We start from the raw sequence: 14,730 nt of genomic DNA on the forward strand, positions 1-14,730 counted from the left end.
GCCGCCCGTCGAGCTGGCGGACGCTGGCGTTGGGCCGGTCGCTCTGGAACGTGTTGAATTTTTCGGTCGCGGGATCGAAGCGCACGATGGCATTGGCCGCAAAGTCGCTCAGCCACACCCGGTCCTTGTCGTCGACATAAACGGCGTAGGCGCGCGGCCGCTCGCCCGGCAACTTCCAGGTCTTCCAGGAGCCATCGGCGGGATCGTGCATGGAGACGTGGCCGACGTTCCATTCGCTGACCCAGATCCGGCCCTTCGAATCCGACCACACCCGCCGCGAGCCCTGGTTCGGCGTCGGCGGCTCGACCACGTTGGCATTGCCCGTCGCGAGATCGATCCTGGCGATGTAGTTGCCGGCGAGCGAGGCGTACCAGATGTCGCCCTTGGGCGTGACGGCGATGCCGTAGGGGCCGATGCCCTTCGGCGCCTTGAACACGTCCATCTTGCCGGATTGCGGCTCCAGCCGGCCGTAGAAGCCGGACTGACCGGTGAACCAGTAGGTGCCGGCCTTGTCGAACACGCCGGTGTTGAGATTGGCGGCGGCGAATTTTTCGGGCAGGCGGAACAGCGTGACCTTGAGATCGGCCGGGTCGACCCGCGCGATCGCGTTCTGGCCGCCCTCGGTGATCCAGGGCGCGCCGTCCGGGCCGATGGTCACGCCGTGGGGCGCAGCGCCCTGGCCGAGGCTCACGGTCCTGAACGAGCCGTCCTTCGGATCGAGCTTACCGAGCAGGCCCTTGCCCTGGCTCGTGAACCAGATCGAACCGTCGGGGGCCGGTGTGACATCGTGCAGGCCGATGCCGGCGGTGAGCGGGTAGTATTTCGTTTGGAAGGCGACCTCCTGGGCGAGCGCAGGGCGGCCAGGCGGAGCGGCGAGCAGGGCGGCGCTCGATGCAAGAAACTGACGGCGATTCATCGCGTTATCCCGGCTGTTTCAGGTCAGGGTTCGGCGCGCCGGTCGATCCGGGAGCAGGATCGTCCGGCACATCTCGCCCGTCAGTCGAGCGCATCGGCCCAAGCGTTCACATTTGCTTGCGCTGCGTGTAAGACCCGCCCCGAAACGACCAGCTCAAACCTACGAAAGCGCAAGACCATGACCGCCATTGTCGACATCATCGGCCGCGAAATCCTCGACAGCCGTGGCAACCCCACCGTCGAGGTCGACGTCGTGCTGGAGGACGGCTCGCTCGGCCGCGCCGCGGTGCCCTCCGGCGCCTCGACCGGCGCCCACGAGGCGGTGGAGCTGCGCGACGGCGACAAGGGCCGCTATCTCGGCAAGGGCGTGCAGAAGGCGGTCGGCGCCGTCAACGGCGAGATCTTCGAGGCGTTGAGCGGCATCCATGTCGAGCACCAGGTGCAGATCGACCAGATCATGATCGATCTCGACGGCACGGCGAACAAGAGCAGGCTCGGGGCCAATGCCATCCTCGGCGTCTCGCTCGCCTGCGCCAAGGCGGCCGCGCAATCGCTCGACATGCCGCTCTATCGCTACGTCGGCGGCACCTCGGCACGGCTGTTGCCGGTGCCGATGATGAACATCATCAATGGCGGCGTGCACGCCGACAATCCGATCGACTTCCAGGAGTTCATGATCCTGCCGGTCGGCGCAAAGACCTTCGCCGATGCGCTGCGCTGCGGCGCCGAGGTATTCCACACGCTGAAGTCGGAATTGAAGAAGGCCGGTCACAACACCAATGTCGGCGACGAGGGCGGTTTTGCCCCGAACCTGCCGTCGGCGGACGCCGCCCTCGACTTCGTCATGAACGCGATCGGCAAGGCCGGCTACAAGGCGGGCGCCGACGTCATGCTCGGGCTCGACTGCGCCTCGACCGAGTTCTTCAAGGACGGCAAGTACGTCTACGAAGGCGAGGGCAAGGCGCGCTCGGTGTCCGAGCAGGCGAAATACCTCGCCGATCTCGTCGCGCGCTATCCGATCGTAACCATCGAGGACGGCATGTCGGAGGACGACATGGACGGCTGGAAGGAGCTCACCGACCTGATCGGCGGGAAGTGCCAGCTCGTCGGCGACGATCTCTTCGTCACCAACGTCAAGCGCCTTGCCGAAGGCATCAGGGCGGGACGGGCCAACTCGATCCTGATCAAGGTCAACCAGATCGGCACGCTGACCGAGACGCTCGCTTCCGTCGAGATGGCGCACAAGGCCGGCTACACCTCGGTGATGTCGCATCGCTCCGGCGAGACCGAGGACTCCACCATCGCCGATCTCGCGGTCGCCACCAATTGCGGGCAGATCAAGACCGGCTCGCTGGCGCGTTCCGACCGCACCGCCAAGTACAACCAGCTCCTGCGCATCGAGCAGCAGCTCGGCAAGCAGGCGCAATATGCCGGAAAGAGCGCCCTGAAGGCGCTGGCGTAAGCCGGCGTCTCGCAAACGATCAAACGACGAGGGGAGGATGGACATGAGCGACGGCAAGAGTGGGCTGCAACTGCGTTCGCTGGTCAAGTCGGGCGGCGAGCTCGAGATTTCGCTGGTCGAGGTGCCGACGCCGGAGCCCAAGGAGGACGAGGTGGTCGTGCGCGTCGAGGCGACGCCGATCAATCCGTCCGATCTCGGGCTTCTGGTCGGGGCGGCCGACATGAGCACGGCGAAAGCGTCCGGCACCAAGGACGCGCCGGTCATCACCGCAAAGGTGCCGCAGGCTCTCATGGGCGCGATGGCGGCGCGGCTCGATCAGTCCATGCCCGTCGGCAACGAGGGCGCGGGCGTGGTCGTCAGGACGGGCTCGTCGGACGCCGCGAAGGCGCTGATGGGCAAGACGGTCGCGATGATCGGCGGCGCGATGTACGCGCAGTATCGCACCTTGAAGGCGAGGGACTGCCAGCCGCTGCCCGCGGGCACCACGGCGGCGGACGGCGCTTCCTGGTTCGTCAATCCGCTGACTGCGCTCGGCATGACCGAGACCATGCGGCGCGAGGGCCACAAGGCGCTGGTGCACACCGCGGCCGCCTCGAACCTCGGGCAGATGCTCAACAAGATCTGCCTCAAGGACGGCATTCCGCTGGTCAACATCGTGCGCAGCCAGGCGCAGGCGGACATCTTGCGCAAGATCGGCGCCAGGCACATCGTCGATTCCAGCGCGCCGACCTTCCTGAACGATCTCACCAACGCGCTGGTCGAGACCGGCGCGACCATCGCCTTCGACGCCATCGGCGGCGGCAAGCTCGCGGGCCAGATCATCCATTGCATGGAAGTCGCCATCAACAAGTCCGCCAAGGAGTACAGCCGCTACGGCTCCAGCGTGCACAAGCAGGTCTATGTCTACGGCGCGCTCGACACCGCGCCGATCGAGCTGCCGCGCAGCCTCGGCATGGCCTGGGGCGTCGGCGGCTGGCTATTGACCCCGTTCCTGCAGAAGATCGGGCCGGCGGAGATCGGACGGCTGCGCCAGCGCGTCGTCGACGAACTGAAGACCACCTTCGCCAGCCACTACACCAAGGTGGTGTCGCTGCAGGAGGCGCTCGATCCGGCCAATCTCGCCGCCTACGCCAAGCGCGCCACCGGCGAAAAATTCCTCATCAACCCAAATAAAAAGGCGTGAGGCCCGGCCGGGCCTCGCGAAAGAAGGACTTGCCTTCTGCACATATCGGGGGACAATCGGCGCGCTCTAATGAATACATAATGCCACAAAGGCAGAGACCAAGGGAAACGCCATGATTGAACTCAATCGCCGTCATCTCCTCGCCGGCGTCGCCGCCGTCGGCGCGGCTTCCGTCGCGCGGCTTGGCACCACCCCGGCGCATGCCGCAGTGCCGCAGGCCGGGACCCAGGCGCCGGGCTTCTATCGCTACAAGGTCGGCTCCTACGAGTGCACGTCGATCAATGACGGGGCGCGTACCTTCCCGATGCCCGACAAGTTCGTCGCCAATGTTGCGAAGGAAGAGGCGCTGGCCGCGGCGGACGCCGCCTACATGCCGAAGGGCATGGTGACCATTCCGTTCAATCCGCAGCTCATCAATACCGGCAGCAAGCTCGTCCTGATCGACAGCGGCAACGGCATCGGCAATTTCGAGCCGAGCAAGGGCGCGGTCGGCCGCACCCTGCAGAACCTCGCCGCCGCCGGCGTCGATCCCAAGAGCATCGACATCGTGCTGCTGTCGCATCTGCATCCCGACCACACCAACGGCATCCGCGCCGCCGACGGCTCGATCGCGTTCCCGAACGCCGAAATCATGGTGCCGGCGGTGGATTGGGCGTTCTGGGCCAGCGAAGAGAATGCTTCCAAGGCCCCCAACGACATGATGAAGAACTACTTCGCCAACGTGAAGAAGACCTTTGGCGGCATCGAGTCCAAGGTGACGAAGTATGAATGGGGCAAGGAGGTCGCGCCCGGCATCACCTCGATCGCCACGCCCGGCCATACGCCCGGCCACACCTCGTTTGCGGTTGCCTCCGGCGGATCGACGGTCCTGGTCCAGTCCGACGTCACCAACATCCCGGAGCTGTTCCTGCGCAATCCGGACTGGCACGTCGCATTCGACGTCGACGGTCCCAAGGCGCAGGAGACCCGCCACAAATTCTACGACATGGCGGCAGCCGAGAAGGCGACCGTGGTCGGCTTCCACTTCACCTTCCCCTCGGTCGGCCATGTCGAGAAGGACGGCGCCAAGTACCGGCTGATCCCGTCGGCCTGGAATCCGACCATCTGATCCGTTCCTCATTGCATCCGGTCAGGCCGTCCCGTCGGGCGGCCTGATCGCTTTTCGCCCCGTCCGGTTCGCTTTGGCGAAACGCAGCATTTCCAAATCGGGCCGATCCATGCACTTGCATCGTCCGAAGGCGGGCGCTTAAGTGCCCGTCAGGTTTCGCGCCAGCTCAAAGGATAACCCATGGCCCATCGCGTCCTCACCATCGTCGGCAGCCTGCGCAAGGAAAGCTTCTCGCTGAAGATCGCCAACGCCTTCGCCAAGCTGGCGCCGAGTTCGCTCGTGCTCGAGGTCATGACGCCGGCGGGCATCTCGTTCTTCAACCAGGACCTCGAGGCCGCGCCGCCGGCCGACTGGCTCGCCTTCCGCGACAAGATCCAGAAGTCGAACGGCGTCTTGTTCGTGACCCCCGAATACAACCGCTCGATCTCCGGCGTGCTGAAGAACGCCATCGACGTGGCCTCGCGGCCCTACGGCAAGAGCTCGTTCCTCGGCAAGCCGGTCGGCATCGTCTCCAACTCGCCCGGCGTGCTCGGCGGCGTCAGCGCCGCAAAACATCTGCAGAACATCTTGCCGGGCATCTCCGGGCCGATCCTGCAGCAGCCGGAGATCTATCTCGCCGCCGTCGGCGACGGCTTCGATGCCGCCGGCAACCTGGCCAAGGACTCGCTGAAGACCGTGATGCAGCAATACATCGACGCGTTCGCGGCGCATGTGGCGAAGCACAACGGGTGAAGGCACTCGATCCTCGTGGTGAGGAGGCGCGTAAGCGCCGTCTCGGACCATAGGGGCCTTCATCCCTCGAGACGCGCGTTCCGCACTCCTCGGGATGAGGCTCGGGCCACTCTCGCGGCGCGCAGGGTTAGCACTCCGTTAACCGGCCTGTCCGATCTTGGCGACATGGTCACCCGCGCCCGCCTGAAATCGATTCTGACCGGCCTTGCCCTCTACACCATGGCGGCGGCCATCGTCGGCTATTTCGGCGTCAACGCCTATACTGGCAAATACGGGCTCAACGCCCGCCAGGAGCTCGACCAGGAGATCATCGCGCTGACGAGCGAGCTTGCGCGCTTGAAGCGCGAGCGCGCCGAAGGCGAGCAGCGGGTGTCGCTGCTGCGCTCGGAAAAGATCGACCCCGACATGCTCGACGAGCGCGCGCGCTACCAGCTCCAATACGTCAATCCGCACGATCTGGTCCGGATGAACAACCCGAATTAACGGCTCCCTGCAGGTCCGGAACCGTTTCCGAAAGCCCCCGTTGAAATTCGGCGGCCGCCCCGCCGGCACCTGCCCAAAGGTCGTAAGACCTTCGCCCTTGCTCCGTCTTGACGGCAGCGGCGTGGACGGGTTGATGGCTTCGTCCGTGCCGTGCTCTCGAAGTTGACGCGGATCAAACAGTCGGCTCCCCCACAATCCTAGACTGCATTGCGGAGGAAACAGTGATGAATGGGCCTGCGCCCCGGCATCACGCGGCCCGCGTCGAGGCCGCCATCGCGTCAGGCCAGGCGGCACGTTCCGCGCTGGTGGCCTCGTGGCGTCGGTCCTCCCGTTTGCATCATCTCGATCCGGAAGGCCATCGGCAGCCGCTGCGGCTGACGGAAGCCGAGCTGCAACAGGCGCGCGAGCGGATCGCGCCGCTGCTGGCGGCCGCGCAGCCGGCGATGGACCGGCTGTATCAGGCGGTCGGCGCGGCCGGCTGCTGCGTGCTGCTCGCCGACCGCGACGGCACACCGGTCGATCGCCGCGGCACGCGCGCCGACGACTCGACGTTTCAATCCTGGGGCCTGTGGACCGGCGCGTTGTGGAGCGAGGCGTACGAAGGCACCAACGGCATCGGCACCTGCCTGGTCGAGCAGCGTCCGCTGACGATCGATCGCGATCAGCACTTCTTCTCCCGCAACACGCTGTTGAGCTGCACCGCCGTGCCGGTCTTTGACCATGAGGCGCGGCTTGCCGGTGTGCTCGACGTCTCCTCGTGCCGGGCCGATCGTACCGATACGTTTTCCAGCCTGATCGCGCTGGCCGTCGGTGAGGCGGCGCGACGCATCGAATCCGATCTGTTCCGCAAGGCCTTCGGCCACGCCCGCATCGTGCTGACGCCATCGACCGAAGGGCAGGGCGGCGGGCTGGTTGCGGTCGATGCGGACGATCTGGTCATCGGCGCGACCCGATCCGCCCGGGTCGGATTGGGACTCGCGCCGGACCGCCCGCTGCAGCCGGTGCCCGCAGCCGACCTGTTCGGTGTCGACGCGGCGCGCGATCACCTCGCAGGCGGTCAGCGCGCGGTGCTGCAGCGTGCGCTGTTGCGTGCGGGCGGCAATGTCTCGGCGGCCGCCAAGGCTCTCGGCGTCAGCCGCGCCACGCTCCACCGCAAGCTCAATCGGTTCGGTCTGAAGGCGCATTAGGGCCTGCGTTGGTCCTCGCGCAAGAGTGTCGCAGAACTGCGACAGGTCCGCCGTTCCATCGCTCCCGCCCGGGCTGACAGCGAATTCGCCGCGCGGCATCGTCGACGCAAGTCGCAAGGACGCGAACGAGCCCCACGCAGATCGATCATCGAAACCGCTTTGGCGGGCGATGCGCGTGCGCGACGACTGCACCAACAGCAACATCGGGAGTGAACATGAATAAGGTTGAGTTCCTTACGCCCACGACGATCCCCTTCGCCGCTCGCTACGACAACTTCATCGGCGGTAAATGGGTCGCGCCGGTCGCCGGCAAATATTTGGACAACGCCTCGCCCGTGAACGGCCAGATCGTCTGCAAGGTCGCGCGCTCCGATCATCAGGATGTCGAGGCGGCGCTCGACGCGGCCCATGCCGCGAGGCCTTCCTGGGGACGTACCAGCGCCGCCGAGCGCGCGGTGATCCTCAACAGGATCGCCGACCGGATGGAGGAGAATCTCGAGCGTCTCGCGATCGCCGAGACCTGGGACAACGGCAAGCCGATCCGCGAGACCCGTGCCGCCGATCTGCCGCTGGCGATCGACCATTTCCGCTATTTCGCCGGCGTCGTGCGCGCCCAGGAGGGCACGATCGGCGAGATCGATCACGACACGGTCGCCTATCACTTCCACGAACCGCTCGGCGTGGTCGGCCAGATCATTCCCTGGAACTTCCCGCTGCTGATGGCCTGCTGGAAGCTCGCTCCGGCACTTGCCGCCGGCAACTGCGTCGTGCTGAAGCCGGCCGAACAGACACCGGCCTCGATCATGGTCTGGGCCGACCTCGTCGCGGATCTGCTGCCTCCGGGCGTCGTCAACATCGTCAACGGCTTTGGTCTCGAAGCCGGCAAGCCGCTGGCCTCGAGCCCGCGGATCGCCAAGATCGCCTTCACCGGCGAGACCACGACCGGCCGGCTGATCATGCAATATGCCAGCCAAAACCTCATCCCGGTCACGCTCGAGCTCGGCGGCAAGTCGCCGAACATCTTCTTCAAGGACGTGGCGGCCGAAGACGACGACTTCCTCGACAAGGCGATCGAAGGTTTCGTCATGTTCGCCCTCAACCAGGGCGAGGTCTGCACCTGTCCGAGCCGGGCGCTGGTCCAGGAGGACATCTATGACCGCTTCATGGAGCGGGCGCTCAAGCGCGTCGCCGCCATCCGGCAGGGCGATCCGCGCGATGCCGCGACCATGATCGGCGCGCAGGCTTCGGGTGACCAGTTGGAGAAAATTCTTTCCTATATCGACATCGGCAAGCAGGAGGGTGCCGAGGTGCTGGCCGGTGGCGCGCGCGCCAGCCTGCCCGGCGATCTCGCCGGCGGCTTCTATGTCCAGCCCACCGTGTTCCACGGTCACAACAAGATGCGGATCTTCCAGGAGGAGATTTTTGGCCCGGTGGTGTCGGTCACGACCTTCAAGACCGAAGCCGAGGCGCTCGCGATTGCCAACGATACGCTCTACGGTCTCGGCGCCGGCGTCTGGAGCCGCGATGCCAACCGCTGCTACCGGTTCGGCCGCGCGATTCAGGCCGGCCGGGTCTGGACCAACTGCTATCACGCCTATCCCGCGCACGCGGCGTTCGGCGGCTACAAGCAGTCGGGCATCGGGCGCGAGACCCACAAGATGATGCTCGATCACTATCAGCAGACCAAGAACCTCCTGGTCAGCTACAGCCCGCAGAAGCTCGGCTTCTTCTAGTCGGACGAACGGGCGGAGAAGGCGGCGCAGTCCTGGCGCCGCCTTCTTCACGAGTGCAACCGAGACGGAGCCGGCATCAAAGACGGCATTGCGCATTCCCGCGCGTCTTGACGCGGTCGCGAATCCATACGTCCCGTGCGGCGATTAGATTTGTTGCCCGGACGGCGCAAGAGATTTTGCATTGTTTCGATCACGTTGCAGTGCGGCATAACGAAAGCCGCGCCGCGGCGCTGCGGCGCTTTCGCGCGCGTTTGAGTTGGGTTAGACAGGGCTTGAAAGTTCTTCTCTGACCCGGAATTGCCATGGCCGCACCGAAGAAAGCCGCCGCGCAGGACACGTCACAAGGCACGAGCAGCGGCGGCTCCCCTCCGAAATTCACCAGGGAACAGGAGCTTGCGGCGCTGCGGGACATGCTCCTGATCCGCCGGTTCGAGGAGAAGGCGGGCCAGCTCTACGGCATGGGTGCGATCGGCGGCTTCTGCCACCTCTATATCGGCCAGGAGGCCGTGGTGGTCGGCATGCAGATGGCGCTGAAGGACGGCGATCAGGTCATCACCGGCTATCGCGATCACGGCCACATGCTCGCCTGCGGCATGGAGGCCAAGGGCGTCATGGCCGAACTCACCGGCCGGCGCGGCGGCTATTCCAAGGGCAAGGGCGGCTCCATGCACATGTTCAGCGTGGAGAAGAAGTTTTATGGCGGACACGGCATCGTCGGTGCCCAGGTCTCGCTCGGCACGGGCTTGGCCTTCGCCAACTGGTACCGCGGCAATGATTCCGTCAGCGTCGCCTATTTCGGCGACGGCGCGGCCAACCAGGGCCAGGTCTACGAGAGCTTCAACATGGCGGAGCTCTGGAAGCTGCCGGTGATCTACGTCATCGAGAACAACCGTTACGCCATGGGCACCGCGGTGTCGCGCGCCTCGGCGCAGCAGGACTTCTCCAGGCGCGGCGCCTCCTTCAACATTCCGGGCAAGCAGGTCGATGGCATGGACGTCCGCGCCGTGAAGGCTGCGGGCGAGGAGGCCGCAGCCTGGTGCCGCGCCGGCAAGGGGCCCTTCATCCTGGAGATGCAGACCTACCGCTATCGCGGCCATTCGATGTCCGATCCCGCCAAGTACCGAACGCGCGAGGAGGTCGAAAAAGTCCGCCATGACCAGGATCCGATCGAGCAGGTGCGCAACCGGCTGCTCGCGGCGAAAGTGAGCGAGCAGGAACTGAAGGCGATCGATGCCGAGGTCCGCGACATCGTCAACGCGTCGGCGGAGTTCGCGCAGAGCGATCCCGAGCCCGACGTCGCCGAACTCTACACCGACGTTTACCGCTAAGAGCGCCAGACGCTGTCTTCTGGAGTCGATATGCCAATTCAAGTGCTGATGCCCGCGCTGTCGCCCACCATGGAGAAGGGCAACCTCGCCAAATGGCTGAAGAAGGAGGGCGAGCCGATCAAGTCGGGCGACGTCATCGCCGAGATCGAGACCGACAAGGCGACCATGGAGGTCGAGGCGACCGACGAGGGTACGCTCGGCAAGATACTGATCCCCGAGGGTACCGCCGACGTCGCCGTCAACACGCCGATCGCGACCATTCTGGCCGACGGCGAGACCGCGGCCGATCTCGCCAAAGATACCGCGAAGACGCCCGCGCCGGCCAGGCAGGAGAAGGCCGCCGGGTCGGCGCCGCCCGCCGCCAAGGCCGAAGCGGCGCAGCCGAAGTCCGCCGCGCCGTCCGCGCCGCAGGCAGTTGCCGAGCCCGATCCGGAAGTCCCCGCCGGCACCGCGATGGTGACGCAGACCATCCGCGAAGCGCTGCGCGACGCCATGGCCGAGGAGATGCGCCGCGACGCCGACGTCTTCGTGATGGGCGAGGAGGTCGCCGAATATCAGGGCGCCTACAAGGTCACGCAGGGGTTGCTGCAGGAGTTCGGGCCCAAGCGCGTGATCGACACCCCGATCACCGAGCACGGCTTTGCCGGCATCGGCGTCGGTGCGGCGATGGCGGGGCTGAAGCCGATCGTCGAGTTCATGACCTTCAACTTCGCCATGCAGGCGATGGACCAGATCATCAATTCCGCGGCCAAGACGCTCTACATGTCCGGCGGCCAGATGGGCTGCTCGGTCGTGTTCCGCGGCCCCAACGGTGCGGCCGCGCGCGTCGCCGCCCAGCACAGCCAGGATTATTCGAGCTGGTTCTCGCACGTTCCGGGACTGAAGGTGGTCGCGCCATATTCGGCCGCCGACGCCAAGGGCCTCCTCAAGGCCGCGATCCGCGATCCCAATCCGGTGATCTTCCTCGAGAACGAGGTGCTGTACGGCCATTCCGGCGAGGTGCCGAAGCTCGACGACTACGTGATCCCGATCGGCAAGGCGCGCATCGTGCGCGCAGGCAGCCACGTCACCATCATCTCCTGGTCGAACGGCATGACCTACGCGCTGAAGGCGGCCGACGAACTCGCCAAGGAGGGAATCGAGGCCGAGGTGATCGACCTGCGCACGCTGCGCCCGATGGACACCGAGACCATCGTCAATTCCGTCAAGAAGACCGGGCGCGCCGTCACCGTCGAGGAAGGCTGGGCGCAGAGCGGCGTCGGCGCCGAGATCGCCGCGCGCATCATGGAGCACGCCTTCGACTATCTCGATGCGCCGGTGACGCGCGTCTCCGGCAAGGACGTGCCGATGCCCTATGCGGCGAACCTGGAGAAGCTCGCGCTGCCGTCCGCGGCCGAAGTGGTCGAGGCCGCCAAAGCCGTCTGCTACCGGTAGCGCCATGTCCGGTCCCAAGGAGCAGCCGCTTCCGCCCGACGTCATGAGCCGCGAGGACGCGATCGAGATCTTGCGCGTGTTCGTGCTCGACGGCGGCCTCTCGATGGCCTTCCAGCGCGCGTTCGACGAGCCGGAGATGTGGGGACTGCTGCTGGTCGATCTCGCCCGTCACGCGGCGCGCGCCTATGCCCGCGAGAGCGAATACACCGAGCAGGACGCGCTGGACCGGATCCTCGAGATGTTCGAAGCCGAAATTGCGCGACCGACCGACCTCGGCACCACCACGCCGCGGTCGCAGAAGGGACACTGACGATGCCCATCAACATCCTGATGCCCGCACTCTCGCCGACGATGGAGAAGGGCAATCTCGCCAAATGGCTCAAGAAGGAGGGCGACAAGGTCAAGTCCGGCGACGTCATCGCGGAGATCGAGACCGACAAGGCGACCATGGAGGTCGAGGCGATCGACGAAGGCACGATCGCGAAGATTCTGGTGCCCGAAGGCACGCAGGACGTCCCGGTCAACGACGTGATCGCGGTGCTCGCGGGCGAAGGCGAGGACGTCAAGGCGGCCGGCACCGCCAAGCCGAGCGCACCGGCCGCGCCGCCCAAAGCCGCCGAGAAGGCGGCCGAAGCGCCGGCCGCTGCGCCGGCTCCGGCCCCTGCTGCGCCGAAAGCGCCGCAGGCTGCTTCCGCGCCGCAGGCGGCTCCCGCCGCGCAAGGCAACGGCCATGGCCGCGTGTTCTCCTCGCCGCTGGCGCGCCGGCTCGCCAAAGACGCCGGCATCGAGATCGGCATGGTCACCGGCAGCGGACCGCATGGCCGCGTCATCGCCCGCGACGTCGAGCAGGCGAAGTCGGGCAAGGGCCTGAAGGCGCCGGCGGCGGCGCCGTCCGGCGCGCCCGCGATCGCGCCGACCATGTCGGACAAGCAGATACTGGCGCTGTTCGAGCCGGGTTCCTACGACATCGTCCCCCATGACGGCATGCGCCGCACTATCGCACAGCGGCTGACGGCCTCGGTCCAGAACGTCCCGCACTTTTATCTCACCATCGACTGCGACATCGGCAAGCTATTGGTCGCACGCGAAGAGATCAACGCAGCCGCGCCGAAGGACAAGGAGAAGAAGCCGCTCTACAAGATCTCGGTGAACGACTTCGTCATCAAGGCGATGGCGGTGGCGCTGCAGAAGATCCCGAACTGCAACGTGAGCTGGACCGAGTCCGGCATGGTCAAGCACCATCACTCCGACGTCGGCGTGGCCGTGGCGATGCCCGGCGGCCTGATCACGCCGATCATCCGCAAGGCGGAGACCAAGACGCTGTCGGCGATCTCCAACGAGATGAAGGATTTTGCGGCGCGCGCGCGTTCCCGCAAGCTGAAGCCCGAGGAGTACCAGGGCGGCACCACCGCGGTCTCCAACCTCGGCATGTACGGCATCAACCACTTCACCGCGGTCATCAACCCGCCGCATGCGACCATTCTGGCGGTCGGCACCAGCGAGGAGCGTCCCGTCGTGCGCAGCGGCAAGATCGAGATCGCGCACATGATGAGCGTGACCTTGTCCTGCGACCACCGCGCCATCGACGGCGCGCTGGGCGCCGAGCTGATCGGCGCCTTCAAGCAACTGATCGAGAATCCCGTGATGATGATGGTGTGAGGCGCGCCGTCATTGCGAGCGCAGCGAAGCAATCCATCTCACCACCGGAAGGCTGGATTGCTTCGTCGCCAAGGCTCCTCGCAATGACGAAAACCAACAACTGCTCCGGTCGCCAGATGAGAACGAGCGCATAGCCATGGCCGACACGTCCTTCGACATCATCATCATCGGCTCCGGTCCCGGCGGCTACGTCACCGCAATCCGTGCCGCCCAGCTCGGCTTCAAGACCGCGATCGTCGAAAAATCCTATCTCGGCGGCATCTGCCTGAACTGGGGCTGCATCCCGACCAAGGCGCTGCTGCGCTCGGCCGAGATCTACCACTACATGCAGCACGCCAAGGATTACGGCCTGTCGGCGGAGAAAGTGTCGTTCGATCCCAAGGCGGTGGTGCAGCGCTCGCGCGGGGTGTCGAAGCGGCTCAACGACGGCGTCGGTTTCCTGATGAAGAAGAACAAGGTCGCCGTCATCTGGGGCGCCGCCTCGATCGATGCGCCCGGCAAGGTCACCGTGAAGAAGTCCGACGTCGAGGCGCCGAAGGGGGCACTAGGTGAGGGCGCCTATCAGGCCAAGCACATCATCGTCGCGACCGGCGCGCGGCCGCGCGTGCTGCCGGGGCTCGAACCCGACAAGAAGCTGGTCTGGACCTATTTCGAGGCGATGGTGCCCGACCGGATTCCGAAGTCGCTGCTGGTCGTCGGCTCCGGCGCCATCGGCATCGAGTTCGCCTCCTTCTTCAAGACCATGGGCTCCGACGTCACCGTGGTCGAGGTGTTGCCGCAGATCCTCCCGGTCGAGGATGCCGAGATCGCCGCTCTCGCGCGAAAGCGCTTCGAGAAGCAGGGCATCAAGATCATGTCCTCGACCAAGGTGACGAAGCTCGAGAAGAAGGGCGACAGCGTCGTCGCCACCATCGACGACGGCAAGGGCAAGCCGGTTGCGACCGAGTTCGAGCGCGTGATCTCCGCGGTCGGCGTGGTCGGCAATATCGAAAATCTCGGGCTGGAGAAGCTCGGCGTGAAGACCGACCGCGGCTGTGTCGTGATCGACGGTTATGGCAAGACCAGCGTGCCCGGCATCTATGCCATCGGCGATGTCGCGGGACCGCCGATGCTCGCGCACAAGGCCGAGCATGAGGGCGTGATCTGCGTCGAGGCGATCAAGGGCCTGCATCCGCACGCCATGGACAAGAACATGATCCCCGGCTGCACCTATTGCCACCCGCAGGTCGCTTCCGTCGGCCTGACCGAGGCCAAAGCGAAGGAGAGCGGCCGCGAGATCCGCGTCGGCCGCTTCCCCTTCGTCGGCAACGGCAAGGCGATCGCGCTCGGCGAGGACCAGGGCCTGGTCAAGGTGATCTTCGACAAGAAGACCGGCCAGCTCCTCGGCGCCCACATGATCGGTGCCGAGGTCACCGAGCTGATCCAGGGCTACGTCGTCGCCATGAACCTGGAGACGACCGAGGAGGAGCTGATGCACACGGTCTTCCCGCATCCGACCCTGTCGGA

13 protein-coding genes are annotated in these 14,730 nt (G+C 65.9%); 12 read left to right on the forward strand and 1 reads right to left on the reverse strand.

Features of this window, described 5'->3' with window-relative positions:
• Positions 1-916, reverse strand: a 916-nt coding sequence (locus tag KGM94_RS16235) for a lyase (protein WP_300261108.1), incomplete at its 3' end; no start/stop codon positions are given.
• A 177-nt stretch (positions 917-1,093) separates the two neighbouring features.
• Between KGM94_RS16235 and eno the strand changes: the two genes are divergently transcribed.
• From eno to lpdA, 12 genes are all read left to right on the forward strand, one after another.
• Positions 1,094-2,377, forward strand: a complete 1,284-nt coding sequence (eno, locus tag KGM94_RS16240) for a phosphopyruvate hydratase (protein ID WP_300261111.1) — start codon at positions 1,094-1,096, stop codon at positions 2,375-2,377.
• Between the two features lie 43 nt (positions 2,378-2,420).
• The gene (locus KGM94_RS16245; protein ID WP_300261115.1) at positions 2,421-3,560 is read left to right on the forward strand and encodes a zinc-binding dehydrogenase; all 1,140 of its coding nucleotides are present in this window, start codon (positions 2,421-2,423) and stop codon (positions 3,558-3,560) included.
• Positions 3,561-3,672: 112 nt separating this feature from the next.
• On the forward strand, positions 3,673-4,668 hold the full coding sequence (locus KGM94_RS16250; RefSeq protein ID WP_300261118.1) for an MBL fold metallo-hydrolase: 996 nt from the start codon (positions 3,673-3,675) through the stop codon (positions 4,666-4,668).
• Between the two features lie 180 nt (positions 4,669-4,848).
• Positions 4,849-5,400: an NADPH-dependent FMN reductase gene (locus tag KGM94_RS16255; RefSeq protein ID WP_300261120.1), complete on the forward strand. Its 552-nt coding sequence runs from the start codon at positions 4,849-4,851 to the stop codon at positions 5,398-5,400.
• 165 nt (positions 5,401-5,565) lie between these two features.
• Complete coding sequence (locus KGM94_RS16260) at positions 5,566-5,883, forward strand: septum formation initiator family protein (protein WP_300261123.1); 318 nt, start codon at positions 5,566-5,568, stop codon at positions 5,881-5,883.
• 224 nt (positions 5,884-6,107) lie between these two features.
• On the forward strand, positions 6,108-7,070 hold the full coding sequence (locus KGM94_RS16265) for a GAF domain-containing protein (protein ID WP_300261126.1): 963 nt from the start codon (positions 6,108-6,110) through the stop codon (positions 7,068-7,070).
• Positions 7,071-7,285: 215 nt separating this feature from the next.
• Positions 7,286-8,803 (forward strand): aldehyde dehydrogenase, encoded by a 1,518-nt coding sequence (gene adh / locus KGM94_RS16270; protein WP_300261129.1) that lies wholly within the window; start codon positions 7,286-7,288, stop codon positions 8,801-8,803.
• A 302-nt stretch (positions 8,804-9,105) separates the two neighbouring features.
• Positions 9,106-10,131 (forward strand): pyruvate dehydrogenase (acetyl-transferring) E1 component subunit alpha, encoded by a 1,026-nt coding sequence (gene pdhA / locus KGM94_RS16275; protein ID WP_300261134.1) that lies wholly within the window; start codon positions 9,106-9,108, stop codon positions 10,129-10,131.
• A 30-nt stretch (positions 10,132-10,161) separates the two neighbouring features.
• A complete protein-coding gene (locus KGM94_RS16280; protein WP_300261137.1) occupies positions 10,162-11,565 on the forward strand; it encodes a pyruvate dehydrogenase complex E1 component subunit beta in 1,404 nt (467 codons plus the stop codon).
• Positions 11,566-11,569: 4 nt separating this feature from the next.
• A complete protein-coding gene (locus KGM94_RS16285; RefSeq protein ID WP_300261141.1) occupies positions 11,570-11,875 on the forward strand; it encodes a DUF5076 domain-containing protein in 306 nt (101 codons plus the stop codon).
• A gap of 2 nt (positions 11,876-11,877) precedes the next feature.
• Complete coding sequence (locus tag KGM94_RS16290; protein ID WP_300261144.1) at positions 11,878-13,224, forward strand: pyruvate dehydrogenase complex dihydrolipoamide acetyltransferase; 1,347 nt, start codon at positions 11,878-11,880, stop codon at positions 13,222-13,224.
• Positions 13,225-13,360: 136 nt separating this feature from the next.
• A partial coding sequence (gene lpdA / locus KGM94_RS16295; protein ID WP_300261148.1) for a dihydrolipoyl dehydrogenase occupies positions 13,361-14,730 on the forward strand: 1,370 nt, incomplete at its 3' end.

The sequence above is a fragment of the Bradyrhizobium sp. genome, from assembly GCF_028868675.1.
GTDB lineage: Bacteria > Pseudomonadota > Alphaproteobacteria > Rhizobiales > Xanthobacteraceae > Bradyrhizobium.

Coding starts and splice junctions, on each gene's coding strand:
- eno (WP_300261111.1), top strand. CDS start 1,094: ATGACCGCCATTGTCGACATCATCGGCCGCGAAATCCTCGACAGCCGT.
- KGM94_RS16245 (WP_300261115.1), top strand. CDS start 2,421: ATGAGCGACGGCAAGAGTGGGCTGCAACTGCGTTCGCTGGTCAAGTCG.
- KGM94_RS16250 (WP_300261118.1), top strand. CDS start 3,673: ATGATTGAACTCAATCGCCGTCATCTCCTCGCCGGCGTCGCCGCCGTC.
- KGM94_RS16255 (WP_300261120.1), top strand. CDS start 4,849: ATGGCCCATCGCGTCCTCACCATCGTCGGCAGCCTGCGCAAGGAAAGC.
- KGM94_RS16260 (WP_300261123.1), top strand. CDS start 5,566: ATGGTCACCCGCGCCCGCCTGAAATCGATTCTGACCGGCCTTGCCCTC.
- KGM94_RS16265 (WP_300261126.1), top strand. CDS start 6,108: ATGAATGGGCCTGCGCCCCGGCATCACGCGGCCCGCGTCGAGGCCGCC.
- adh (WP_300261129.1), top strand. CDS start 7,286: ATGAATAAGGTTGAGTTCCTTACGCCCACGACGATCCCCTTCGCCGCT.
- pdhA (WP_300261134.1), top strand. CDS start 9,106: ATGGCCGCACCGAAGAAAGCCGCCGCGCAGGACACGTCACAAGGCACG.
- KGM94_RS16280 (WP_300261137.1), top strand. CDS start 10,162: ATGCCAATTCAAGTGCTGATGCCCGCGCTGTCGCCCACCATGGAGAAG.
- KGM94_RS16285 (WP_300261141.1), top strand. CDS start 11,570: ATGTCCGGTCCCAAGGAGCAGCCGCTTCCGCCCGACGTCATGAGCCGC.
- KGM94_RS16290 (WP_300261144.1), top strand. CDS start 11,878: ATGCCCATCAACATCCTGATGCCCGCACTCTCGCCGACGATGGAGAAG.